At 63.1% G+C, this 24,785-nt stretch carries 20 protein-coding genes; 7 read left to right on the top strand and 13 right to left on the bottom strand.

Annotated features, from left to right (window positions below):
- Positions 1-102: 102 nt before the first annotated feature.
- Together NKK51_RS12005 and NKK51_RS12000 are read right to left on the bottom strand one after the other, a co-directional pair.
- Complete coding sequence (locus NKK51_RS12005; RefSeq protein ID WP_352440296.1) at positions 103-1,311, bottom strand: MFS transporter; 1,209 nt, start codon at positions 1,309-1,311, stop codon at positions 103-105.
- Positions 1,312-1,371: 60 nt separating this feature from the next.
- A complete protein-coding gene (locus tag NKK51_RS12000) occupies positions 1,372-2,361 on the bottom strand; it encodes an AraC family transcriptional regulator (protein WP_352553079.1) in 990 nt (329 codons plus the stop codon).
- A 160-nt stretch (positions 2,362-2,521) separates the two neighbouring features.
- Between NKK51_RS12000 and NKK51_RS11995 the strand changes: the two genes are divergently transcribed.
- Complete coding sequence (locus NKK51_RS11995) at positions 2,522-4,357, top strand: monovalent cation:proton antiporter-2 (CPA2) family protein (RefSeq protein WP_352553000.1); 1,836 nt, start codon at positions 2,522-2,524, stop codon at positions 4,355-4,357.
- A gap of 14 nt (positions 4,358-4,371) precedes the next feature.
- Positions 4,372-4,917, top strand: coding sequence for a DUF924 family protein (locus NKK51_RS11990; protein WP_023813032.1), 546 nt, complete (start codon positions 4,372-4,374; stop codon positions 4,915-4,917).
- A gap of 27 nt (positions 4,918-4,944) precedes the next feature.
- On the opposite strand, the gene folK is transcribed toward NKK51_RS11990, so the two are convergent.
- Genes folK through folP form a run of 3 tightly spaced genes read right to left on the bottom strand, consistent with a single transcriptional unit; the run spans position 4,945 to position 6,655 of the window.
- Complete coding sequence (gene folK / locus NKK51_RS11985; RefSeq protein WP_023813033.1) at positions 4,945-5,457, bottom strand: 2-amino-4-hydroxy-6-hydroxymethyldihydropteridine diphosphokinase; 513 nt, start codon at positions 5,455-5,457, stop codon at positions 4,945-4,947.
- Positions 5,441-5,800, bottom strand: a complete 360-nt coding sequence (gene folB / locus NKK51_RS11980; protein ID WP_352552997.1) for a dihydroneopterin aldolase — start codon at positions 5,798-5,800, stop codon at positions 5,441-5,443. Before folB ends, folK begins: the two co-directional genes overlap by 17 nt.
- 3 nt (positions 5,801-5,803) lie before the next feature.
- Positions 5,804-6,655, bottom strand: coding sequence for a dihydropteroate synthase (gene folP, locus NKK51_RS11975; RefSeq protein WP_352552995.1), 852 nt, complete (start codon positions 6,653-6,655; stop codon positions 5,804-5,806).
- 101 nt (positions 6,656-6,756) lie between these two features.
- Between folP and NKK51_RS11970 the strand changes: the two genes are divergently transcribed.
- Positions 6,757-7,416, top strand: coding sequence for a DUF922 domain-containing Zn-dependent protease (locus NKK51_RS11970; protein WP_352440309.1), 660 nt, complete (start codon positions 6,757-6,759; stop codon positions 7,414-7,416).
- 204 nt (positions 7,417-7,620) lie between these two features.
- A complete protein-coding gene (locus NKK51_RS11965) occupies positions 7,621-9,102 on the top strand; it encodes an MDR family MFS transporter (RefSeq protein WP_352552994.1) in 1,482 nt (493 codons plus the stop codon).
- A 3-nt stretch (positions 9,103-9,105) separates the two neighbouring features.
- Here the strand turns inward: NKK51_RS11965 and NKK51_RS11960 are convergent, their stop codons facing one another.
- The 3 genes from NKK51_RS11960 to NKK51_RS11950 all read right to left on the bottom strand — a co-directional run bounded on the left by NKK51_RS11960 (position 9,106) and on the right by NKK51_RS11950 (position 11,029).
- Positions 9,106-10,134, bottom strand: a complete 1,029-nt coding sequence (locus tag NKK51_RS11960; RefSeq protein WP_352552992.1) for an NAD(P)/FAD-dependent oxidoreductase — start codon at positions 10,132-10,134, stop codon at positions 9,106-9,108.
- Between the two features lie 94 nt (positions 10,135-10,228).
- Positions 10,229-10,549 (bottom strand): 2Fe-2S iron-sulfur cluster-binding protein, encoded by a 321-nt coding sequence (locus NKK51_RS11955; RefSeq protein ID WP_013531878.1) that lies wholly within the window; start codon positions 10,547-10,549, stop codon positions 10,229-10,231.
- 111 nt (positions 10,550-10,660) lie between these two features.
- Complete coding sequence (locus NKK51_RS11950; RefSeq protein ID WP_023813039.1) at positions 10,661-11,029, bottom strand: Hpt domain-containing protein; 369 nt, start codon at positions 11,027-11,029, stop codon at positions 10,661-10,663.
- Positions 11,030-11,301: 272 nt separating this feature from the next.
- On the opposite strand from NKK51_RS11950, the gene NKK51_RS11945 reads away from it, so the two are divergent.
- Complete coding sequence (locus tag NKK51_RS11945; protein ID WP_352552990.1) at positions 11,302-17,613, top strand: kinesin; 6,312 nt, start codon at positions 11,302-11,304, stop codon at positions 17,611-17,613.
- 140 nt (positions 17,614-17,753) lie between these two features.
- Positions 17,754-18,368, top strand: coding sequence for a 3'-5' exonuclease (locus tag NKK51_RS11940; RefSeq protein WP_352552989.1), 615 nt, complete (start codon positions 17,754-17,756; stop codon positions 18,366-18,368).
- Between the two features lie 51 nt (positions 18,369-18,419).
- Here the strand turns inward: NKK51_RS11940 and NKK51_RS11935 are convergent, their stop codons facing one another.
- The 4 genes from NKK51_RS11935 to NKK51_RS11920 form a co-directional block, all read right to left on the bottom strand.
- Positions 18,420-19,028, bottom strand: a complete 609-nt coding sequence (locus tag NKK51_RS11935) for an ABC-type transport auxiliary lipoprotein family protein (RefSeq protein ID WP_502902457.1) — start codon at positions 19,026-19,028, stop codon at positions 18,420-18,422.
- Positions 19,029-19,107: 79 nt separating this feature from the next.
- Positions 19,108-20,481 (bottom strand): MlaD family protein, encoded by a 1,374-nt coding sequence (locus NKK51_RS11930; protein ID WP_352552985.1) that lies wholly within the window; start codon positions 20,479-20,481, stop codon positions 19,108-19,110.
- A gap of 14 nt (positions 20,482-20,495) precedes the next feature.
- Positions 20,496-21,317 carry an ABC transporter ATP-binding protein gene (locus NKK51_RS11925; RefSeq protein WP_352552983.1) on the bottom strand — a complete coding sequence of 274 codons (822 nt, stop codon included), beginning with the start codon at positions 21,315-21,317 and terminating at the stop codon, positions 20,496-20,498.
- Between the two features lies 1 nt (position 21,318).
- A complete protein-coding gene (locus NKK51_RS11920; protein ID WP_023810578.1) occupies positions 21,319-22,506 on the bottom strand; it encodes an MlaE family ABC transporter permease in 1,188 nt (395 codons plus the stop codon).
- A 76-nt stretch (positions 22,507-22,582) separates the two neighbouring features.
- Here NKK51_RS11920 and dgcA point away from each other — a divergent pair, with 76 nt between their 5' ends.
- Positions 22,583-23,566 (top strand): N-acetyl-D-Glu racemase DgcA, encoded by a 984-nt coding sequence (dgcA, locus tag NKK51_RS11915; protein ID WP_352552982.1) that lies wholly within the window; start codon positions 22,583-22,585, stop codon positions 23,564-23,566.
- On the opposite strand, the gene NKK51_RS11910 is transcribed toward dgcA, so the two are convergent.
- On the bottom strand, positions 23,537-24,751 hold the full coding sequence (locus NKK51_RS11910) for an MFS transporter (RefSeq protein ID WP_352552981.1): 1,215 nt from the start codon (positions 24,749-24,751) through the stop codon (positions 23,537-23,539). The genes dgcA and NKK51_RS11910 overlap by 30 nt on opposite strands.
- Between the last annotated feature and the right edge of the window lie 34 nt (positions 24,752-24,785).

Here is a 24,785-nt window from a genome sequence, read left to right as displayed (position 1 = left end):
ATTGCGGCAAGATGCAACGTGTTCCCGGCCTCAACTTGTGTATCGCGCCTGCAACATCGGCGGCGGCCTGGATTCAGGCTATTTTATCAGCGGCAGCAAAGTTCAGCTGCGCGGCTGCAGCAGCGCCAAGACGGCGGTCGATGCGGCAAGGATAGCAGTCAGAGTCAAAGGCCCAGTCGCGCCATAGGTGTCCACGACATAGCCGCCGACAACCGCGCCGATGGTGATGGCAATTTGGAAAGAGGTGACCATCAGGCTGCCCGCTGCCTCCAGCGCATCAGGCGCCGCGCGCGACATATTGGTCGGCAGCACCACCGGCGCCATGCCAAAGGCGAAACCCCACAGCGTAACGAAGCCGAAGGCAACGCCGATATGCGAGCCCCAAAGCACCAAAGTAAGTGCCGCAACCGCCATCAACGCTGCGGTGACTGCGAGGGCCATGTGGATGTTGGTGTCGGCCATGCGGCCGCCGGCAACATTACCGATCACGGCAGCGATGCCAAACCCGAGCAGAGCCAGGGCAATCGGTCCGGTTGTAAGGAGTGTCACCTGTTCGAGGAAGGGGCGCACATAGACCGAGCCGGCAAAATGCCCCGTCATCAGCAAAACAATAGCCAACATGCCGAGTTGGATGCCGCGCCGCCGGGTCAGCCGAAATACATCTGCAAGGCTGTTGCTTGCCGTTGCAGGCAAGGTCGGCAGGCTGAGAAACTGCAGCAGCATGGCAAGCGCGGCCAGCCCCGCCGTCATGGCCATGGCACTGCGCCACCCTATCCAGTCACTGATCAGCGCGCCCATCGACGGTGCGGCAATGGTGGCAAGCGAGACGCCGAGGGTGACGATCGCCATGCCCCGACCTGTCGCATTGGCGCCAACCAGCCTCGCCACGACGGCGACCGAAAGTGCCCAGAAAGCGCTGAGAGCGATGCCCAGTCCGGCCCGGCCCAACAGCAACAGCCAGAAATCGGTCGCCAGCGCCGCCAGGATATTGGAACCGACCGCAAGGGCGCTGAGACCAACCAGCACCGCCTTGCGGTTCAAGCGGCCGATGAGAACATTACTCAACATGGCCGTCACGGCGCCGACGGAAGCGGTGGCGGTGACGACCTGGCCGGCCGTCCCCTCGCTGATGCCGAGATCGCGTGCCATTGGCGTCAGCAGACCTGCGGGCAGGAATTCGGCAGACACCAGGGCAAAGCTGGTGGCCGCCAATGAAATGACCGCGAACCAAGTGGCTGCGCTCCACGCGGCTGGTGCATCGGCATCAAGGCCAATCGCCGCGTCTTCAAGCTGTAATGTTGTGTCAGTCACGGAAAGATCTCCAAAGTTTGGAGGTCTTAAATAGGCGAGTCCGCTCGGATGATATGTATCTTAGAATCCGAAATTCATATCCATTCGTCCGGGAATTGTGCGACGCACAACGCCAGGCGAGACATTGGTGATGCGCTTGAACGCGCGCGCGAAGGATGCCTCGGAATCATAGCCCAAACGGGTAGCGACTTCGGCAACCGACAAGCCGTTTTGGCCCAGCAATTCGCGGGCAAGCTGCATACGCAGGCGGGCGAGATAGTGTGCGGCACCCTCTCCCAATACCGCACCGAAACGCTCGGCGAAAATCGAACGCGATTGGCCTGCCACGCCGGCCAGGCTTCCCAGCGTCCAGTTGTGGCCGGGGTCGCGGTGCATGGCCGCCAAAGCCCGGCCTATATGGGGGTCACGGATGGCTGCGAGCCAACCGGTGGTCGAGGCTCCGTTGCAATTGACCCAACAGCGTATGAGCCGGGCCGTTAGCAAGTCGGCCATACGCGAGAGAATCGTGGCGCTGCCCATCTGCGGTTGCGAGGCCTCCACCGTCATGGCCGCCAGCAAAGGACCGACGACCGGGTCATTGCCGGCCACGTCGCAACCCTTGATGACAGGCGGCATCAACGTGATCAATGGGTTGAGCGCATAGGAGTCCAAGGCCATGGAGCCGCAGAAAAGAGTGCTCGTCGCGCCCGTTCCTTGCCGTACCACTTCGCAGACGTTGCCCCCCAACTTGATCACCTGGCAACCTTCGAGCGAGTCCCCTGCAACGTCCGGCGCGCTGGCCAGCCGATGGGCGATGCCTTGCGGCAGCAGCACCAGATCGCCATCGCGCAACTCCTGCCAGCCTTGCGATTCAGTATGAATCCAGCACGGGCCCTGGCCGACAAAGTGAAACCGAAGCAGCTGTTGTTGCGGAAAGTCTATGCTCCATGGGTGCCGGAGCTCGCAGCGACCATAGTTGACACCACTCAAGCGAAAGTCTTGTAAAACTTCGCTGAGCGCATCCATCGGGATATGTGGCGTCGAAGACGGCCGGGACGAATAGTCAGGCATATACGTGATATAGATGCCGAACGTCCGGCAGGCAAGCGGGGAGCGTTGTTCCACCAGGGGAATCGCTGCAACGGCACCCTACCTTTCCCGGCAGATTTCTCGCCTTGCCTCCCGCTCCAACTGCATGCAAGGAGTGCTGCGAGACACAGGGACAAGAGGCATGGCGGCGGAAGCATCGGGCAGTGATCTGGTTCAGGTGGTGGCGCTGCTTGCTGCCGGCGTCGTCGCCGTCCCCATCTTCAAGCGCATGGGCCTCGGCTCGATTCTCGGCTATCTGGCCGCCGGCGTCGTGATCGGCCCGTTCGGCCTCGGCGTCTTTTCCGAATCGGAATCCATTCTTCATGTCGCCGAACTCGGCGTGGTGATGTTCCTGTTCATCATCGGGCTGGAAATGCAGCCATCGCGGCTGTGGGGCCTGCGCCGTGAGATCTTTGGCCTCGGTGCGTTGCAGGTCGGCGTCTGCGCGCTTCTGCTGACCGGTGTCGGCATGGCGGGAGGGTTTCCGATCGCGCAATCCTTCGTCGCCGGCGCCGGCTTCGTGCTGACCTCGACGGCGATCGTCATGCAACTCCTGGAGGAACGCGGTGAAATCGCCGCACCGAAAGGCCAGCGCATCGTATCGGTCCTGCTGCTCGAGGATCTTGCCATCGTGCCGCTGCTGGCCTTGATCGCGTTCCTGGCACCCGGTGGAGCCGACACCAGCCTGTCGGAGCGGCTGACCGAGGTCGGCATCGGCCTCGCCGCTATCGTCGGCCTGGTGGTGGCCGGCCGCTATCTGCTCAACCCGTTCTTCCGCATCCTGGCGGATGCCCGTGCCCGCGAGGTGATGACGGCCGCGGCACTTCTGGTCGTCCTTGGGTCAGCCCTCGCCATGCAGCTCAGCGGCCTGTCGATGGCGATGGGTGCCTTCCTGGCCGGCGTGCTTTTGTCCGAATCGACCTTCCGCCACCAACTCGAAGCCGACATCGAACCCTTCCGCGGCATCCTGCTCGGTCTGTTCTTTCTTGCCGTCGGCATGTCGCTCGACCTGCATGTGGTCGCGGCGAACTGGCGGCTGATCGCCGTCTATGTCGTCGCCTACATGGTGATGAAGGCGTTCGGCATCTACATCGTCGCCCGTATCCTGAAGTCAGGCCACCGCGAAGCGCTGGAGCGCGCGGTCTTCATGGCACAAGGCGGCGAATTCGCCTTTGTCCTTTACTCGGCGGCCGCGGCGGTCGGCATCATAGACGGCCAGGCCAACGCGACGCTGACGGCGATCGTTATCATCTCCATGGTGCTGACGCCGCTGGCGATCATCGCCTTGCGCTATCTGACGCCGCGCGACGAGCAGTCGCTCGACGGCGTCGATGTCGCCGATGGCCTGACCGGCAGCGTGCTGGTCATTGGCTTCGGCCGCTTCGGCCAGATCGCGAGCCAGCCGCTGCTGCTGCGCGGCATCGACGTCTCGATCATCGACAATGATGTCGAAATGATCCAGGCGGCGGCCGATTTCGGCTTCAAGGTCTACTATGGCGACGGCACGCGACTGGACATCCTGCATGCCGCCGGTGCCGGCCGGGCGCGCGCCGTGCTGATCTGCGTCGACAAGGCCGATGTGGCTGTTCGCATCGCCCAGTTGATCAAGGCCGAATTCCCACTGCTCACAGTGCTGGCCCGCGCATTCGACCGTGGAACGGCGCTGCAGCTCATTCGTGCCGGCGTCGACTACCAACTGCGCGAAACCTTCGAATCCGCACTTGTTTTCGGTGGCTCGGCACTGGAATCGCTGGGCGTCGACCCCGAAGACGTGGCTGAAACGATCGAAGACGTCAGGCGCCGCGACACCGATCGCTTCGAAACCCAGCTTGCCGAAGGCATTCGCGCCGGACAGCGCTTCCTGAGAGGCAATATCGGCACGCCGATTCCGACACCGCTCTCCACGCCGCGCCGGCCTGGTCAGGCACTCAATGAAGAAACCGCGGGTGTGCTGCACAAGTCCGAACCCGCCGATTGAGCAAGGAACTATGCATGGAATTGGACAGCCGGGCCCTATCGGTCACCAAATTCTGGCGCGATGCCGGCGAGGATGCCTGGTTCGAGAAGAACGAAGCATTCGATGCCGAGTTCCGCGACCGCTTTCTCGGCCTGCACTATGCCGCCGCTCGGCGTGAATGCGACGACTGGCTGGAACATGCCGAAGGCGCGCTGGCGCTGATGATCCTGCTCGATCAGTTTCCGCGGAACTGTTTTCGCGGCACCGGCCATATGTACGCGACCGATCCGCTCGCTAGATATTTCGCAGAGAGGGCGGTCGCGGCCGGCCATGACCTGGCACTCGAGGAAGAACTCCGCGTTTTCCTCTACCTGCCGTACGAGCATTCGGAACTGCTGGCCGACCAGGACATTTCGGTCGAGCTGACGCAGGCCAGGGCCGAGCCCTACCTGAAATACGCTGTCGAACACCGCGATATCATTCAGCATTTCGGCCGTTTTCCGCATCGAAACAAGATGCTTGGCCGCGAAACCACGGTGCAGGAGCAGGCGTTCCTGGATGGTGGCGGCTTCTCTGGCTGAAGATCCGGCTACTGCCTCGTCCGGACCTCAGGCCAGCCACCAATCCCGGCCGGACGACAATCGCTCGATGCCTGAGGTATCGACGGCGACCAGGCGGTCGGTGATGCTGCGGCCGCTGACAACCAGGCTGGGCGCGATCTCGGCCAGCGGCGCCAGCACGAAGGCGCGCTCCAGCATGCGCGGATGCGGCACCTCCAGCCCGGTCTCGTGGATGACGCGGTCGCCGAACACCAGAATGTCGATGTCGATCAGCCGCGGCCCCCAGCGCTCCTCGCGCACCCGCTTCAGCTTGCGCTCCGCATCGAGGCAGAGGTCGAGCAAGGCACGCGGTGCAAGCACGGTGGAAATCTCGGCGGCCGCATTGAGAAAATCCGGCTGATCGAGCTTGCCCCAGGGCGGCGTGCGATAAAGCGACGAGACGCCGGTGACGCGCGTATCCGCGTCGGCATCCAGCATTCGCAGCGCCGCGCCCATGGATTTCGCCGGATCGCCAAGATTGCCGCCAAGGCTGAGATAAACGGTACTATTCGGGCCAGACAACGGTCACCTCGACATAATCGAGCACGCCGGGCACCGGTGCGTTCGGCTTGCGCACCGTGATCTCGGCTTTCTTTATCTGCGGAAAACGCGCCGTCAGCGCACGGGCCACTTCGAGCGCCAGCGACTCGATCAGAAAACGGCGCTGCCCGGTGATGATCTTTTCAATGACGGTGAATGCAATGCCGTAGTGGACCGTATCCTTGATGGAATCCTCGGCAAGCGCCCGGCCTGGATCGACGGTGAGAACGGCATCGACATAGAAGCGCTGGCCGAGCCTTTCCTCCTCGTCCAGCACGCCGTGCCGGGCAAAGAAAGCGCAGTTCTTCATGCGGATGACATACATCGCTCAGTTTCTCGCCCGGTCCGTCTGACGCGCCAGCATAGCATCCGCAAGCGCCAAAGCGTCCACGTTGAATGCGACATCGTGGACGCGAAACAGATCGGCGCCCTGGAGCCTCAATATAACGCTGGTCGCCGCTGTTCCGACCCCTCTGTCGGCGGCATCACGGCCGGTGACCGTGCCGATGAAGCGTTTTCGCGACGTACCGACCATCAGCGGCAAGCCGAGTGCATGCAATTCCGAAAAGCGTGCCATCAGGTCGAGATTTTCCTTCGCCGTCTCCTTGGCGAATCCGAAACCGGGATCGAGCACGATATGATCGTCGGCGATGCCGTTCTGGCGGACGATTTCCAGCGACTTTCGCAGGAACGTCAATTGATCGGCAATCACATCCGGCAGTTTCTGGCGATCCCGCCCGGTATGCATGATGACAAGCCCGGCGCCGGTGTCGGCGGCGACACGCGCAATATCGGGCTCGCGCTGCAAACCCCATACATCGTTGACGATATGAGCGCCGGCGGCAACCGCCAGCCGCGCCGTGTCGGCGCGATAGGTGTCGACCGAAATCAGCACCTCACTCACGCCCGCCAGCGCTTCGATCACAGGCAGGATGCGGTCCTGTTCCTGACTGGCCGATACCGCGGCAGCACCTGGGCGCGTCGATTCTCCGCCGACATCGACGACCAGTGCCCCTTCCCCGATCATGCGGCGCGCCTGGGCCAGCGCCTTTTCAGGGGCGTCGAACTGGCCGCCATCGGAAAAGCTGTCGGGCGTGACATTGAGGATGCCGACGACCACGGCCTTGCCGCCAAGGTCGAGATGGCGTCCATGCGCCAACTGCCATCGCCTGGCCGTCATTGCTCATCGACCATGGAGTTCATCAATCATGTGATCCCTGGCGGATCAATTTCATTGCGCCGGCAACGGCCGTAAAGCAAGGTGGTCGAAGAGGCAACATGATGAAACGATCCATGCTTGGCATGAAAAAACCGTCCCTGTGCGTGAAACAATCCTTGGCTTGCGCGCTGCTGCTCGCCATGACCCCGCTTCCGGCGGCTGCCGCCAATCTCGTCAAGACGTACAGCTATTTCGCCATCGGCGGCAGCACGCTCGACGACATCGAGGCACAACTCTCCAAACGCGGGCCGGAGGTGAAAAGCACCGGCACCCGGCACCCGGGCGCCACGCAAATGGCCTTCACCACCCGTATCAGCTATGCGCAGACACCGAGTTCCTGCCGAATCGCCGACGCGGTGGTGACCGTCAAGGTGAAGGTGATCCTTCCCGAGTGGCGCCGCCCGCGCAAGGCCGATGCCGATGTCAGGCTGTTCTGGGATACGCTGTCCGCCGACATCAAGCGCCATGAGGAGCGCCATGTCGAAATCGCCAAGAACCATGGCGGCGAACTCGAAGAGGCCTTGAAGGCCACCTACCCGCAAAAGAACTGCGACGCCGCCAAGGCCAAGGCGGCCGCGATCACCGCGGCTGTCCTGGCCAGGCACGACCGCGCCCAGCTTCAGTTCGACCGCGTCGAAAGCGTCAATTTCGAAAGCCGCATCCTGCGGCTGCTGCGCTACCGCATGGAGCGCATCGGCAACGGCCGACTGCCGCCGGCCTGAACGCACCCGAACTGAAGCCAAATTCGCCGAAGCGTAGTGCCAGATTCGAAAAACTTTCGAGCCGCTGTCGAAACCGGCCTATATGGGACGACATATATCAGGCTCGCCAGACGCGAGCATAAAACACCAATGCGATCCGAACGGTCGAGAAACCGGAACGGCTGAACAGCGCCGGTCAAATCGCAAGCTTATGGATGAACGATCATGGACCAGGCTGTCGATAACAAAACGATGGCGGAAACCGGCACGCCGATAACAGAGAGCGAAAAGAACGCCATTATCGGCGGCGTGCTGTTGTCGATGCTGTTGGCGGCACTCGATCAGACCATTGTCGCGCCGGCCATGCCGACCATCGGGCATGCGCTCGGAAACGCACACTATCTGCCATGGATCGTCACCGGTTATCTCCTGACCGCTACCGCCGTGGCCCCGCTCTACGGCAAGATTTCCGATGTCTACGGACGCCGGCCAACCGTCTATGCCGCGATCCTGATCTTTTTGGCGGGATCGCTGGTCAGTGCGATGGCTCCCAACATGTTTGTGCTGGTTGTCGGGCGGGCGATCCAGGGCGCCGGCGGCGGCGGCTTGTTCGCTTTGACGCAGACCGTCGTCGGCGATCTCGTTCCGCCGCGCGAGCGGGCACGCTATGCCGCCTGGTTCTCCGGCACATGGGCCGTCGCCAGCGTTGCCGGTCCGTTGCTCGGCGGCACTTTCGCCGAGCACCTACACTGGTCACTGATCTTCTGGATCAACATTCCGCTTGGTCTTCTTGCGATGGCGATCATCAACAAGCCGCTCAAGAAACTGCCCGTTGCCGCAAAGCGCCATCGTATCGACGGCCTGGGCGCGTTGCTTCTGATCATTGCCACGGCGCTGCTGCTGCTCGCATTGAACTGGGGCGGCAGCGCCTATCCCTGGATTTCGCTTGAAGTCATCGGCGTTCTCTGCGGTTCGGCGATTTTCTGGGGCGCTTTTGCCTTGCGGCTTATGCGAGCCGCCGAGCCGCTCATCTCGCTTGAAGTGCTTGGCAATCCAATCGTTCTGGCAGGCACGCTTTCGATGTTCCTGCTTCAGGCCGCAAGCGTCGGCATGGCTGTGTACCTGCCCGTCTATCTTCAGGCGGTGCTCGGCCTGTCGGCAGCAGAGTCGGGCATCGCGATGCTTGGGCTTTTGCTGGGGACCGTCGGCGGCGCGGCATTCAGCGGGCGCATGATACCGCATTTCACCCACTACAAGCGCATTGCAATGGTGGGCGTCGTCTTCAGCATGCTGTGCCTCTGCCTGCTGGCCGTCGTCGCAGGATATGCAACGCTGCTGGAGGTAGAGGTCTTGACGATCTGCATCGGGTTTGGAACCGGAACGACGTTTCCGGTCACCACCGTGTCGGTGCAAAACGCCGTCGATCGCGTGCATCTCGGCGTCGCGACGGGCGTGCTGACATTCCTGCGTTCGCTTGGCAGTGCGCTTGGTGTCGCGATGCTCGGCGCGGTCGCTCTGGGTTACGGCTTGCCGCTTGCCGGTGAAGGCATGCGGATCGTGGGCCATAGCGCGACGGTCGAGCCGTTCGTGATGATCTTTGCCGTCGCCGCCGCTACATTGCTGCTGGGGCTGATCACGCTGACGCTGATGCCCGAAAAGGAGCTTCGCGGTTACGCCGACAATGCGGCGCCGATCCTCGCCGAGTAAGCTTCAGCCGGAGACGCCGAGCTTCTTCTGCAGGCTGGTCGATGAGGTCGTGTACTGGAAAACGATGCGCTCGCCGGGGCTGATGATGCGCTTGGCGGCCTGCGCCATCAGCGCCACTTCGTGGAAGCCCGACAGGATCAGCTTCAGCTTGCCCGGATACCAGTTGATGTCGCCGACCGCGAAGATACCGGGCACCGATGTCTGGAACTTCTCGGTATCGACCGGAATAAGGTTCTCGTGAAGGTTGAGACCCCATTCCGCGATCGGTCCGAGCTTCATGGTCAGGCCGAAGAACGGCAGCATGCGCGTGCAAGGCACCTCGACATCGCCGTCCGGTCCCTTGATGGTGGCCGATGACAGTTGGCCGTCGGCACCGGTCAATCCGGTCACCTGCCCGACCTGGAATTCGAGTTGCTTCATCTCCTGCATGGCATACATCTTGTTGACGCTGTCGGGGGCGGCACGGAACTCGGGCCGTCGGTGCACCAGCGTCACGCTCTTTGCCACCGGCTGCAGGTTCAGCGTCCAGTCGAGTGCCGAGTCGCCGCCGCCGACGATAACGAGGTCATGGCCGCGAAAATCCTCCATCCGGCGCACCGAATAGAAGACACTCTTGCCTTCATAGGGCTCTATGCCGGGGATCGGCGGTCGCTTGGGCTGGAAGGAGCCGCCGCCGGCGGCAATCACCACCACCTTGGCCTCGAACACCTCATTTTCGTCGGTGGTGACGCGAAAACTGCCGTCCTCCAGTTTTTCCAGGCTGGAAACCATTCGGTTGTAGCTGAAATCAGGCTTGAACGGCGCGATCTGCTCGAGCAATTTGTCGACCAGCCCCTGCGCCGAGATCGAAGGCCAGCCTGGAATGTCGTAGATCGGCTTTTCAGGATAGAGCTCCGCGCACTGGCCGCCCGGCCGATCGAGAATGTCGATCAGGTGGCACTTCATGTCGAACAAGCCGAGCTCGAACACGGCAAACAGGCCGACCGGCCCTGCCCCGACAATAAGCACGTCTGTCTTGGTGGTCTCGGTCATGCGATGTGCCTCGCTGCGAAGAGAGCAGGACACTGCATGACCAATGCTCCGCTGCCAAGCCGCAGCGGGAAAAATCAGTTGGCAAAAATACCGCTTATCCCTGGCGGGCAGGCACCCGTACGACCAGGCCGTCAAGCGCATCGCGGACCTTGATCTGGCATGACAGGCGCGAGTTGGGCTGGACGTCGTAGGCGAAGTCCAGCATGTCCTCTTCCATCGCTTCCGGCTCGCCGACTTCAGCCGTCCAGGCTTCGTCGACATAGACGTGACAGGTGGCACAGGCGCAGGCACCGCCGCATTCGGCTTCGATCCCGGGCACGGCGTTGCGGATCGCGTTCTCCATGACCGTAGAGCCGTTCTCGGCGTCCATGTCGAAATGCGTGCCGTCATGGGCAATGAAAGTCAGCTTGGTCATTTGTCACCTGAAGGGAGTTCCAGCCGAGATAATCACTCCGGCTGACAAGTCAACTGCCGCATGAAAGCGCCGCCCGATGACGTTTTTCCGCAAATCGGGTTCGGCGCGGATTCAGCGGTTGATGGCGGCGATGAAATCGCGCACTTCGTCGATCAGCGTGCCAAGCCGCTTGAGCGTCTGGCCGTCTTCCGGCCGGTGCTCGATCTCGGTGGCGCAATCGGCAATGGCAAAGGCGCCCACGCCCCGTGCCGAACCCTTTAATCCATGGGCGAGCAGAAGCCGGTCCTTGATGTCGGCGTCGACTATTCTGTCGCGCACGGACAGCGCCTGCTGTACAAACAGCGCCAGCACCTCTTGCTCAAGGCTGCGGTCACCCATCGTCTGGCGGGCAAGGTGTGCCAAATCGACCGGCCGTGACCGCCTTGGTCCGGATACGTCGCCCCCGGGCATTGAGAAGGCAATGCCGCTTTCGCCACGCATAAACTCGAACTCCGTTTCTTCGATTCGCCCAAAAACCTAGGCGAATCCAATGGACAACGGGTTAATGAATGGCCGGGAAAAATGTTGCCAAAGCGGCGCCCAAATCACAGTTCCGTTAACCTTATATTTAAAGTTTTACGTATCCCGCGGAATGCATGTTTTCTTTACCCCCCTGTGTCATTACGATACGAGGGGTCCATTTTCAGCCTCCTGCGCGGGGCAAGACAAACAGAATTATAAGCCCGCGGCAGCTAGTACAGGGTAGCGAAGGCATGGCAAAGAAACCAACGACGACGAGAACTCTCGACAGCGACGTGGCCAGGGAACTGGAAAAGGCGCTCGATCTCGACCTCAGCAACGAGATCGGCAGCGGCGACCTCGACATCGCGGCTTCGATGGAGGATCTGGAAGCTCAGATATCCCAGGCGGCCGACGAGCTGGCGCGCGAGGGACGCAATCATAAGCCGGAACAAAACCCGGAGCCTGTGGTCAATCAGAACCACGCCGCGAAACCCGCGCCCAAGGCCAAGCCTGCCGAATTGCGCCCCGTGGAAACACGCAATGGCGCCCAGCCCGCGGGTTTCGCGCCGGCCAATGACGATCGCCAGAAGGACTACAAGACGCTTCTGCACAGCCTCAACAGGCGTGCCTCGAACACCATTTACTGGGTCGTCGCCTTCGTTTCGCTCGCCTGGTTCGCCGGCGCCGGCGGTTTGGCCAATCTGCTTTTCGGACCGAGCATCTGGAGAATCCGTACGCTCGACCAGTTCCTTGCCCGTCCGGAACTGATCGGCCTCGCCGTCGCGGCCATCGTGCCCGTCATCCTGTTCTGGGCCTTCGCCGCCATGATTCGCCGCGCCCAGGAAATGCGCATCGCCGCACAGTCCATGACCGAAGTGGCCTTCCGCCTGACCGAGCCGGAAAACCTTGCCCAGGATCGCGTCATGATGATCGGCCAGGCCGTTCGTCGCGAGGTCGCGGCCATGGGCGAAGGCATCGAACGCACACTTGCCCGCGCCGTCGAACTGGAAACGCTTGTCCACAGCGAAGTCAACCAGATCGAACGCTCCTATTCCGAGAATGAATCCCGCATCCGTTCGCTGGTCGACGGGCTCGGCAGCGAGCGCGAAGCCGTCGTCACCCATGCCGAGCGCGTCCGCGCCTCGATCACCGGCGCGCATGAGACGCTGAAGGACGAGATCGGCGCCGCCTCCGACATCATCCGCGACTCGATCCTCAATGCATCGACCAAATTGTCGATGACGATCACCAATTCCGGCGACACGCTCATCGACCGCATCAACGAAAGCTCGATGTCGATCTTCGATTCGGTAGAAGGCCGGCTCGATTCGATCACCGACCGGCTGTCGACCTCGGGCGAGGCCTTCGCCAGCCTGCTCGACACCCGCATTGCCAAGCTGACGGACACCACGGACGGCCTGACGCGGTCCTTGACCGATCTGCTGGACGATCGCACCACCGGCATGGTGTCACTGCTCGGCGGCGCCGCACGCACCCTCAATTCCGAATTCGAGGCCAGCCTCAACGGCATCGAGCGCACGCTCGCCGAACGCGGCCAGGCACTGATCAGCGAGTTCCAGACCCGCGCCGAGGCGCTCGACACCGGAACGCAGAAGCTCAATGCGGCACTCGAGGCCCGCGCCCGCCAGATCAACGAAACGCTGGTCGAGCGCGCCCGTGAAATCGCGCACACCTTCGCCGAGAGCAAGGACACGCTGTCGGCGATGATCGATCAGGGCAAGACCCAGATCGGCGCCGACATGGCCGACATCGTCACCTCGACCTCCTCCATGCTCGAAGCCCGCGCCAGCGACTTCGCCGGACGCATGGAAGCCGCCCGCCACGTCGTGTCGCGTTCGTTCGACAGCGACATCCAGCGGCTCGCCGACGCCCGCGTCGGCATCGAGGAAGCTGTCGAGAACCACAGCAGGAAACTGTCCGAAAGCCGCGAACGCATGGCCGCGGCCATGGAGGCCGACCTGGCGAAGTTCGCCGAGGGCCGCGCCGGCATCGATGCGGCGGTGACCAACCAGGTGCAGAAGCTGGCCGAAGGCCGCAGCCTGATCTCGCGCGCTCTCGAAGAGGATCTGCGCAAGGTCAATGAATCGCGGGCGGCCATCGATGCGTCGCTCGGCAGCCATCTCGAAAGGTTGGAAGAAGGCCGCAACAGGCTCTCCACTGCCCTAAACGAAGACTCCGGTAAACTGGTGCAAGCCCGTACGATCATTGATGAAATGGTCGCTGGCCATGTCGGCAAGCTCGCCGAGGGCCGCAACATCCTGTCGCGCGCCTTGGAAGCCGACCTCGGCAAACTGTCCGACAGCCGCGCCGACATTGACGGTCTGGTCGCCGGTCAGGTGGAAAAGATCGCCGAAGGCCGCGCCGTGCTCGCCAGGGCGTTGGAAAACGACATCGTCGGCATCAAGAGCCTCATCGAAACCCATTCCGCCAAACTGGCGGAAGACCGCACGCAGCTTTCCCATTCGCTCGACAATGATCTGTCCGGCATACGCGGCCTGATCGAAAGCCATTCGGGACGGTTGGCCGAGGACCGCGGCCTGCTGTCGCAGACGCTCGAAGCCGACCTTGCCAAGCTGGCCGAGAGCCGCTCGAGCATCGACGGTCTGGTCGCCGGTCAGGTCGAAAAGCTGGCCGAAGGCCGCGACATTCTCAAGCGCGCCCTGGAATCCGACCTGAACACGATCAAGGGCGTTATCTCAAGTCAGTCGGAAAAGCTGGCCGAGGACCGCGGTCAGCTTTCCCGGGTCCTGGAAGCCGACCTGCAGAATGTGAACAGCGTCATCGCCGATCACATGAACAAGCTTGTCCAAGACCGCTCCGCCCTGTCCAGGGCCCTTGAGGACGATCTCGCCAAGCTGGCCGACAGCCGCTCCAGCATCGACGGGCTGGTTGCCGGTCAGGTCGAGAAGTTGTCCGAGGGTCGCGACATCCTGCGGCGTGCCCTTGAATCCGACCTCAATGCAATCAAGGGCACCATTGCCGACCAGTCGCAGAAGCTGGTCGATGACCGGGCACAGTTCGCCCGGGCACTCGAGGCCGATCTCGAAAGCGTCAACGGCCTGGTCAACAGCCATTCCGAAAGGCTCGTCCAGGATCGTTCAACGCTGTCGAAAGCGCTTGAAGCCGACCTCGAAAATGTCGGCGGCCTCGTCAACAGCCACGCGGAAAGGCTTGTCCAGGAGCGCTCGACCCTGTCGAAGGCGCTCGAGGACGATCTCGCCAAGCTGGCCGAGAGCCGCTCCAGCATCGATGGCCTGGTCGCCGGCCAGGTCGAGAAGCTCGCCGAAGGCCGCGATGTTCTCAAGCGTGCGCTGGAAGCCGATCTGGCCAAGCTGGCCGAAAGCCGCTCCAGCATCGACGGCCTGGTCGCGGGCCAGGTCGAGAAACTGGCCGAGGGCCGCGACGTTCTCAAACGCGCCCTCGAAGCTGACCTGCAGAAGCTGACCGAAAGCCGCAGCGATATCGACGACGTCATCGCCGGACATGTCGGCAAGCTGTCCGAAGGCCGCAATATGCTGACCCGCGCGCTGGAAGACGATCTCGGCAAGCTCGCCGAGACCCGCAAGGACGTCGACCGCTCGCTGTCGGGCCACATCGACCAGATCGCCGCCAGAAGCTCGGACATCTCTGCCGCGATTGCGGGAGATGTCGAGAAGATCGAGCAGGCGTTCAGCCGTCAGACCGGCATCATCGAGGAGCGCGCCGGCACCATGGAGCGTGCGCTCTCGACAGGCGTCGACAACGTCCGCGCCGTCCTCGAGAAGAGCGCCGTGTTTGTCGCCGGCGCCCTGCGCGAGAAGGTGCTGGAAGTCACCAGCACCCTGCACGAGCAGGCCGGTGCCGCGTTCAGCGACGCCGACCGCAAGATCGCCGAGCGCGCCGAGCAGACCTCCGCCGCCCTTTTGGCGCGGGCCGAAGACATCGCCCGCACCTTCGAGGATGCAGACCGTCGCCTGCACGCCCGTGCGGAAGATACGTCGAGCGCCTTGCTTGCCCGTGCGGACGACACGTCCAGCTCGCTGCTGGCCCGCGCCCATGAAACCGCCGATCAACTGGCTGCTCGCGCAAGCGAGATCGCCGGCACCTTCGAAGCGGCGGACCAGAAGCTCGCCGCCCGCGCCCAGGAAACCGCCGATCAGCTGACCGCCCGGGCTCAGGACACCGCCGATCATCTGGCAGCTCGTGCAAGCGAGATTGCAGGCACGTTCGATGCCGCCGACCAGAAGCTGGTCGCCCGCGCCATCGAAACGGCCCAGTCGCTGGCCGCGCGCGCCGGCGACATCCTGCGCAACTTCGAAGGCGCCGACCAGCGGCTCGGCATGCGCATCGGCGAATCGGCCGAAGCGCTTGCCGCACGCGCATCGGACCTTGGCCGCATCTTCGATGCCGCCGACCAGCAACTCGTCTCGCGCATCGCCGAAGGTTCGGAAGCGCTGTCGAGCCGTGCCTCGGAAATCGGCCGTATCTTCGACGACGCGGATCAGCGTCTGGTGTCGCGCATCGCCAGCAGCACCACCACGATCGGCGAGCATGCCGAGACCATCGTCGGTGCCTTTGCCGATACCGAGCAAAGGGTCGCCGAACGCGCCAGGCGGACCGGCCAGGAAATGGCCGTGCACGCCCGCGAAATCGAGCAGGCGCTTGCCGGCGCCGACGAGCGGCTCGCCTCGAGCGCGGCGGCCGCGGCCGCCCGTGTCGAAGAGCAGGTCTCAGGCGTTGAGAACCGCCTCGCCTTCACGGCCGAGACGATGGGCCAGAAGCTCAACGAACAGGTGTCGAATGCCGAGGCGCAACTCGTCTCGCGCGCCAATGTGATCGCCGAGACCTTCACCGCGGTTGGCCAGCATATCGGCCAGAGCACCAACGATGCCGCCAAGACGATCGGCGCCAACACCCGCGAACTCAACACCATGCTCGCCGCACGTTCGGCCGAAATGTCGAAGATTCTCGACGAAACCGCACGGCCCTTGGTCGAGCGTTTCGCCCAGGGCGGCTCGGACCTGCAAAAGAGCATGGAAGAGGTCACCGAACGCGCCACCGAGAAGCTGCGCAGCGAGAATGCCGCGCTTGTCGACGCACTCGCGAACCGCACCGCCGAAACCTTGTCGGCGGTCGAGGGCGCCCGCTCGTCGCTGTCCGACAGCGTCGCCGATCTCATCGGCCGGATGACCAAGTCCAGTTCGCAGCTCGGCCAGCTGATCGAACAGGCCGCGGTCAATCTCGGCCAGGTCGATGAACGCCTGAGCGGCAGCACGCAAAGCTTCGCCGCCACCACGGAGAAAGCCGCGCAGACCTTCGCCAGCTCGGCGCGACTGGTCGATTCGAACACGACAAGGCTGACGGAACTGTCGTCGTCCACCTTGCGCGAGGTGGCGTCGATCGCCACCAAGTTCGACGAACACAGCCGCCTGCTGTCCAGCGCTTCGGACCTGCTAAGCTCGGCCCAGAGCAATCTCGAACACACGCTCGAACGGCAGTCGTCGCTCGAAGACCTCGCCGTCGGTCTGGTCAAGAAGTCGGAAGATCTCGAAAGGGTCATGCGCTCGTTCGAAAATCTCGTCGGCCAGACGCTGCAGAACGCCGAAGGCAAGACGATGGAGTCGGCCGACAAGATCCGCAACGCCATCACCGACGTCGTCGATTCGGCAACCAAGCGCTTTGCCGATGCGACCGAAGAGATGCGGCGCACCGCGGGCTCGATCAAGAGCGAACTCGACCTGACCCGGGCCGAGCTCAAGAAAGGCGTCATCGAAATGCCGGAAGAGGCAAAGGAATCGACCTCGGCCATCCGCCGCGCCGTTTCCGAGCAGATCAACGCCCTCAAGGAGCTTTCGGACATCGTGGCCAAGTCCGGCCGCGGCGGCGGTGACGGATCAGAACCACGCAACCTGCGCCCGGCGCCGCAAGCGCCGGCCGCACGCGCTGCCGAGCCGCCGCGCCGCGCACCGGCACCGCAGCCGGACCTGCGCACGCCTCAGGCGCCCTTGGGCGGCCCCGCATTGCGAGGCACGCTCGACCTTGAGCGTCCTGGCGAGGCGGCACCGCGTCCGCGCGGCGATGCCAGCGCCCGCACGCCTCAGGGCGGATGGGTGCGCGATCTGCTTACCGCGGCATCGAACGATGAGGACCTCAGGTCGGCAGCCCCTACGGCCCCCGTGGAAGCGCAGCGCGCTACCCCTGCCCAGCGCTCGCCCCTGCATGTCGTGGAATCGCTGAACTCGCTCTCCGTCGATATCGCGCGTGCCATCGACCACGATGCTTCGATCGAGCTGTGGAACCGCTACCGGCGTGGCGAGCGTGACGTGTTCACGCGGCGGCTCTACACGCTGAAGGGACAGCAGACGTTCGACGAGATTCGTCGCAAGTATCAGGCCGAGGCCGAGTTCCGCGCCGCCGTCGACCGCTACTGCGACGATTTCGAGAAGCTGCTCAAGGATGTCTCGCGCAACGACCGTGACAACATCATGGCGCAGACCTACCTGACGTCGGACACCGGCAAGGTCTACACCATGCTGGCCCATGCCAGCGGTCGTCTGCACTAGCCGGCATACGACGGAACTGAAGAGGCGGGGCCACGGCCCCGCCTCTTGCATTCGAGAAACGTCTCGACGCCAAAATCCGATTTCGCGACACCCGCAAGACTGTCGGCGAAACGTTGTCCTGCTTCATGAGGATGCTGACTGTGAAGACGGCAATCATCTTCGACTGTGAGTTTCTTTGCCTTGAGGGCTCCCAACGCAGATTTTGGTGCGCAGCCCACGACCCCGACCCCGTCATCGCACAGATTGGCGCGGTCAGGCTTGGACTTGAAGGCGACTTTCCCCTGCTCGGCACACACAAGGCCTATATCAGACCGGTCGACCGGTTTGGTCAGAGATACGCCCTCGACCCGTTCTTCACCAAACTGACCGGCATCACCGAGGAAGATCTGGAGACCGAAGGTGTTGCGCTAGGAGAAGCGCTCGCTGACGTCGATCGTTTTTCCGGAGGGTCGCGATTCTGGTCCTGGGGCAAGGACGAATTGAACATGATCGCCATCAGTTGCTATGTCGCGGGCATTCAGCCTCCGGTCCCGGCCACCCGGTTTGACAATGCCGTCAAGCTGCTGATCGCGGCCGGAATGCCGATCGAGGATCTGGCGAGAACGCCGAGCAACAAGCTCGCCGACTACTACGGCGTCGAACACCCGCCATTGCAGGGGCACGACGCGCTCGATGACGCGCTGTCCGTCACCTATACCCTGCAGCACCTGATGCAGACCGGAAAGCTCCGCCCGGAAATCTTCGACCGCTTGTAGGTAGAGAAGCCTGGAGGGATGAAGCTTTGTGGGATTCCGGCGCCCCCGCGCTCAGATCACCGAATCCGTCCAGCTCACGATCTGCCCGGCGGCGTCGCCGAACGCCTTGTCGAGCGCGCTGACATAGGCAGGATTGCCGCTGCCCGAGACGGGTGCGGCTGCGGTGAAGCTCTTGGAGGCACGGACCTCGCCGTTGCGATCGTTCAGGATGCGCACGAACAGATCGACCTTGGCATGTTCGCCGCCGTCGACACGCACCTCGAAGGACCGTATTTCGACGATCACCTGATAGTCGATCGCCAGGCCCTCGCCCGGCTTGCCGACGCCGGCAAAGCTGCCCGAGCGCTGGAAGGTCTCGGCCAGCCGCGCCTGCACGATCAGCGGCAGCCGGTCGGCCCATTGCGCGCCCTTGAGATACTGGATCGAGCGATCCGACGGTTTGATGACGATGTTCTGGCTGTCCAGCGCCTTGAGCGCCGACGGCTGCGCGATCAGGATCTGCCGGCGGCTATGGCCATGCGCGTCGACCGAAGGCGCCGACAGCTCGAACGTATCGAGCGGCGCGGGCTTGCCGCCCAACGCCGCGCAGCCGGCCAGCGTCAAGGCAAGCAGTGCCGCAGCCGATGTCAACCCGCCCGTTTTCACCCACACAGACTTCACGCGCGATCCCCGTTGTCCCCGGATCGTAAGATCGACCCGCTTTCGCGGCTCATGTTTCTGGGGCGCGCCGACGCCGAAGTCAACGCCGCGCCCTGCCATCGAATTGCCGAACCTCGCCGTCGCCACCCGAAAGGATGCGCTGCGGATTGCGACTGAGATCGGTCACCGCCTCTTCGATGCGGCTGATCGAACGGCGGCTGTCCTGCACCAAAGCCTCGACATTCGAAAGCCCCTGTCCCGAGAAGCGCGCCAGATTGTCGGTGATGACGCCAAGGCGGGCATTCAGCGTGTCGGCAACCTGCTTGAACGACTTCAGCGTCGCCCTGGCATCCGCCATCACGCCATCGGCCTGCCCCGACCCGAGCAAGGTATCGACCTTGGCAAGAATGCCATCGACGCGCACCGAGGCATCGTTGAGCCGTTGCGCGAGCTGCTTTGCGTCCTTGATCGTCTGGTCGATGTCGTCGGCCCGGTTGGCGAACTTGTGGGTCACCTCAGCGATGTCGGCGGCGGCCTTGTCGGCGCTCTCGCTGGCCTTTTGGATGTTGGCGAGCGCCGAGCGCACTTGTGCGGGATCGATACCGTCGAGCACGTTGTCGACCTTGGCCAGCGTGCCTTGCGTCCGTTTGGTAAAATCGTTGACCGACCCCACGGCCGTATCGACGTTCTTGATCACGCCGTCGAACTGCTTCGACGTCTCCTTGAGGTTACCGGTTACCGCGTCGACATTGGCGACGATGCTCTTGATCTTGTCCTTGTCGACGGCGTTGAGAAGGCCTTCGGCTGCTTTCAGCGTGCCGTCGAGTTTGCCGGAAACGCCTTTCAGCTCATCCGCCAGCGTGCTGGCGGCGGACAGGAACTTGTCGATCCCGTCCGAATTCTTGGCCAGCGCATCGGAGAAGGTCTGGACATTCTGGACGGTCTGCGTCAGCGGCCCGCGAACGTCCTTGGTGAAGCCTTCGAGCTCGGTCAGCACCTTGTCGGCGCGGGTGAAGATATTCTGCGCCGTCTGCAAGAGGTTGGTCACCGCCGACGGGTTGGCGACGATCTCGGCGACCTTACCTTCCTTTTCCGCCTGGTCGAGGAGTTTCACCTCCTTGGGGTCGGCGCCCTTGAGCTCGATGTTGGCCTGCCCGGTCAGGCCGGCAAGCCCGATATCGGCTTGCGTCGATTTGGTGATCGGCGTCATGCGGTCGATCTCGGTATCGGCGATGGCAACCGTCGGATTGTCGACGTCGATATAGACGCGCTTGACGTCGCCGACCTTGACGCCGTTGAACAGCACGAAACTGCCGCGGCCAAGCCCGGACGCCGAGCCCGGAATGCGCACGCGCAGCAACGTCGTCTCGCCCTTGTCGCCGATGGCCGCCGTCCAGTAGACGAAGGCAAACGCCGCCAGGATCGCGGCCAGCGTGAAGATGCCGACAATGACGTAGTTGGCTCTGGTTTCCATTGTCCCACTTATGGCTATGCGCGCGCCGCAAGATCAAGTTGCCGGGCGCGTTTTCCGCGGAAATAGGACTTTACCCACGGTTCCTCGCTCTTCAGCATGTCGTCGATGGTGCCTTCGACCAGCACTTTCTTCTTGCCGAGCACGGCCACCCGGTCGCAAGCGGTGAACAGCGTGTCGAGATCGTGCGTCACCATGTAGACGGTCAGATCCATAGTATCGCGCAGCTTGACCACCAGTTCGTCGAACTCCGCCGCGCTGATCGGATCGAGGCCCGATGTCGGCTCGTCGAGGAAGACGATGTCGGGATCGAGCGCGAGCGCCCGGGCCAGCGCGGCGCGCTTGATCATGCCGCCGGACAGTTCGGACGGGAATTTCTGCGCTGCATCGGGCGGCAGCCCGACCAGCTCGATCTTGAGCATCGCCAGTTCGTCCATCAGCTTTCGCGGCAGGTCGAGATATTCGCGCATCGGCACCTGGACGTTTTCCAGCACTGTCAGCGCCGAGAACAGCGCGCCGTGCTGGAACAGCACGCCAAGCCGCATGTCGATGCGCAGACGCTCGGCATCATCAGCTTTCTCGATATCGACGCCGAACAGATTGATCGTACCCGACTGCTTGGGCGTCAGGCCGAGAATGGTGCGCAGCAGAACGGATTTACCGGCACCCGAGGCGCCGACAAATCCAAGGATTTCGCCGCGCCTTATGTCGAGCGACAGTCTGTCGAGGATAAGCTTGTCGGCGAAGGACACGCTGATGTCATGCGCGGATAGCACGATGTCGCCCTCACCCGCGTCATCAGCCAATGCGCCTGCCCTTTTCCTGTTTCGCAGCTTCATCTCAGAACTCGATCGCTGCGTAGAACATGGCGAAAAGTCCGTCGAGGATGATGACGACGAAGATCGACTTCACAACCGAAGCGGTAACATGCTGGCCGAGCGATTCGGCGCTGCCGCCGACCTTCATGCCTTCGACCGAGGCAATCGTGCCGATGATCATGGCCATGAACGGCGCCTTGATCAGGCCGGCAAAGATGGTGCTGAGATCGATGGCGACGCGCAACCGGTCGATGAAGGCGGCGGGCGGGATGTCGGAATAGAGCCAGGCAGCCAGTATGCCGCCGCCGAGTGCGGCGAAATTGGCGATGATGGTCAGGCACGGCAAGGCGATGACCAGCGCCACGAGCCGCGGAAAGACCAGGACGCCGATCGGGTTGAGCCCGATGACCTTCAGCGCGTCGACCTCCTCGCGCATCTTCATCGAGCCGATCTCGGCGGTGATCGCACTGCCGGAGCGGCCGGCGATCATGATCGCCGTCATCAGCACGCCAAGCTCGCGCAGGATCAGCACGCCGACCAGATCGACGACGAAGATATCGGCGCCGAAATAGCTGAGCTGATAGGCGCCTTGCTGGGCAACGATGGCGCCGACGATCGCCGACATCAGCACCACCACCGGAATGGCGCCGACGCCCATGCGGTCGATCTGGTTGAAAATCGCCGCCGGGTTGACGGCATGGCCACGGCCGAGCTTCATCTGCGCGCCACGGATGGTGGCGCCGAGGATGTTCATCGAGGCGAGAAAATCGTCGCGCATCTCGTAGACCCGGCGGCCCACCGCCTCCAGCGCGCGAATGACGATGTTGGGCGGTCGCGCCGGGCCGGATTCGGGTTCGCGCCGCACGGCCTCGCCGACAGCTTCGAGCAGGATCGAAGCGATCTCGCTCTGGCCTTGCATCTGGATCTCGACGCCCTTCTTCTCGAAGGCGCTGACCAGCCGGTCGATCAGCCAGGCGCCGGCGGTGTCCATCTTCTCGATCTTGGAAACATCGAGCGCCAAGGTTTTGAAGCCGCTTCGCTTTTCGATCTTGCGCATGTCGGCGTCGATGAGCGCGACGGTCCTTGTGGTCCAGATTCCGGAGAAAGCGCAGCCAAGAACGCCATCCTCCTCGCCGATCGCCACGCGCGGTTCGTGGTCAGCCTCCCCTGCGGTCGTGCCGCTTGCGTCGCGCTTGCCGATGGTCAACATGGCGTCCTGTTTAGCCTGACGGGTCTGACCTGTCGATTTGCCGACAACGGTTGTCGCATAGCAGGAGCAGAAAAATATGGCGCGTGTCATTTCGGTTGAGGCCGAGCGTTTTCCCATCGCCGGAACCTTCACCATTTCGCGCGGTTCCAAGACTGAAGCCGAGGTGATCTCCTGCACGATCGGCGACGGCGGCCACTTCGGCCGCGGCGAATGTGTCCCCTACAAGCGCTATGGCGAGACCATGGAGGGCGTGCGCGACGCGATCGAGGCCATGCGTGGCCGGATCGCCGGTGGCATCGGCCGGACCGCCTTGCTCGATGCGATGCCGGCCGGAGCCGCCCGCAACGCCATAGACTGCGCCCTGTGGGATCTGGAGGCAAAGCTCAGCGGAACCTCGGTAGCAGTCGCGATAGGTGCTCTTCCCTTGCAGGCGCTCGAAACCGCCTACACGCTGTCGCTGGGCGAGCCGGAGGCGATGGCGGCGCAGGCCCGCGTCAATGCCGCGCGGCCGCTGCTCAAGGTCAAGATCGGCGGCGACAACGACATTGCCCGCATCCGCGCGGTCAGGCAGGCAGCGCCAGACAGCCGCATCATCCTCGACGCCAATGAGGGCTGGAGCGACGACAACATCGTTGCGAACCTCGCCTTTGCCGCCGAACAAGGCATCGCGCTGATCGAACAGCCGCTGCCGGCCGGTCGTGACGAGATCCTGCGCCATATCGCCCATCCCGTGCCGATCTGCGCCGATGAAAGCGTGCACGAGGCTGAGAATCTCGAAGCGCTTGTCGGTCTTTACGATGCGGTCAACATCAAGCTCGACAAGTCGGGAGGCCTGACTGCGGCACTGGTGCTGCGCGATCGCGCCCGCGAACTCGGTTTCGGCGTGATGGTCGGCTGCATGGTCGGCACGTCACTGGCGATGGCGCCAGCGGTGCTGCTTGCCCAGCATGCCGATTTCGTCGACCTCGACGGTCCGCTGCTGCTTGCCCGCGACCGGGTACCGGGCCTTATCTACCAGGGATCGCTGGTGTCACCGCCCGATGTGGCGCTGTGGGGCTGAGCGCGCAGCAAGCCCGATGAGCACCAGCCCGATCAAGGCGATCGGGATCATGGCAAAGAAGCCGTCCACGCCGAGACGGTCGTAGAGCGGGCCGGACGCCAGCGTCACCACCGCCATGAAGAAGCCGTTGGAGAAATAGGCAATGCCTTGCGCGGCACCTGTCCGCTCCTCGGAGACGGTTTCGCCGATCATCTTCTGCAGGCCGATCAGCCCAAGCGCCACCGAGACCGAGTGCAGCGACTGGACACCGAAGAAACCGGGAATGCTGAGGCCGAGCGGCCAGACCAGCGGAAAGGCGATCCAGCGCACGATGGAGCCGATCCCCGCCATCACCATGATCGACACGACGGAGAACCGGTCAAAAAAGCGGGTGAACATCATGAACATGCAGACTTCCGACACCACACCCCAAGCCCATAAGAGACCGACAACCGAATCACTGATGCCGATCGATTTCCAATAGATGGAGACGAAACCGTAGAGGAATGCGTGGCTGGCGGTGATGACGCCGACGCCGACGGAAAAATACAGGAAATACGGGTTGAGAAGCTTCGGCGCCGAATGCTGGATGTCGGCGGCCGACAGCGGTGAGGCGCGCCGCGGACGGCCTAGACGCGGCGCCAGCAGGCCGGCGGCAAGGGCCGCGGCAAACGCCGCCAGAATGACAACCGGAACGGCCTGCGAGCCGGTTGCCGACAGAATGAAGCCGCCGGCGACATTGGCGCAGAGATAGGAGATCGAGCCCCATTTGCGCATGCTTGTGTAGTTCGAACCGAAGCGGCGGACCCCCGAAAGCGCCAGCGAATCGGCGATCGGCGAATGCGGCGTCCAGACAATGGTCAGCGCCAATGAGACCGCCAGCACCATCGCATAGGTCGGCGGCAGGAAATAACCTGCCGACAAGAGCAGTGATGCAGCCATCAGCGCGACATAGACATCGGCGCGGTCCCTGGCACGGTCGGCCAGCGCGGTCAGTAACGGCGTCGTCACCACGCGCAGGAACATCGGCGCCGCCAGAATGACGGCGATCTGCTCGGCGTGAAAACCCTTGGCCTGCAGCCACAGTGGAAAATAAGGCAAATGCGTTCCGAGCGGCACGTACAGCGTCGCGAAGATCAGGCTCATGCGCAGTTCGAAATGGCGCGGCTTGACGAGTTGTTCGGGCGAGAGCTGCGGCAGGGCCATGAATCGATCCAATCGCGCTGTATTCGACCGGACG

Source organism: Mesorhizobium sp. M0011 (assembly GCF_040324155.1).
In the GTDB taxonomy this organism is placed as follows: domain Bacteria; phylum Pseudomonadota; class Alphaproteobacteria; order Rhizobiales; family Rhizobiaceae; genus Mesorhizobium.
Note: the sequence above shows the minus strand (reverse complement) of the source record. Positions and strands in the feature narration are given on the sequence as shown.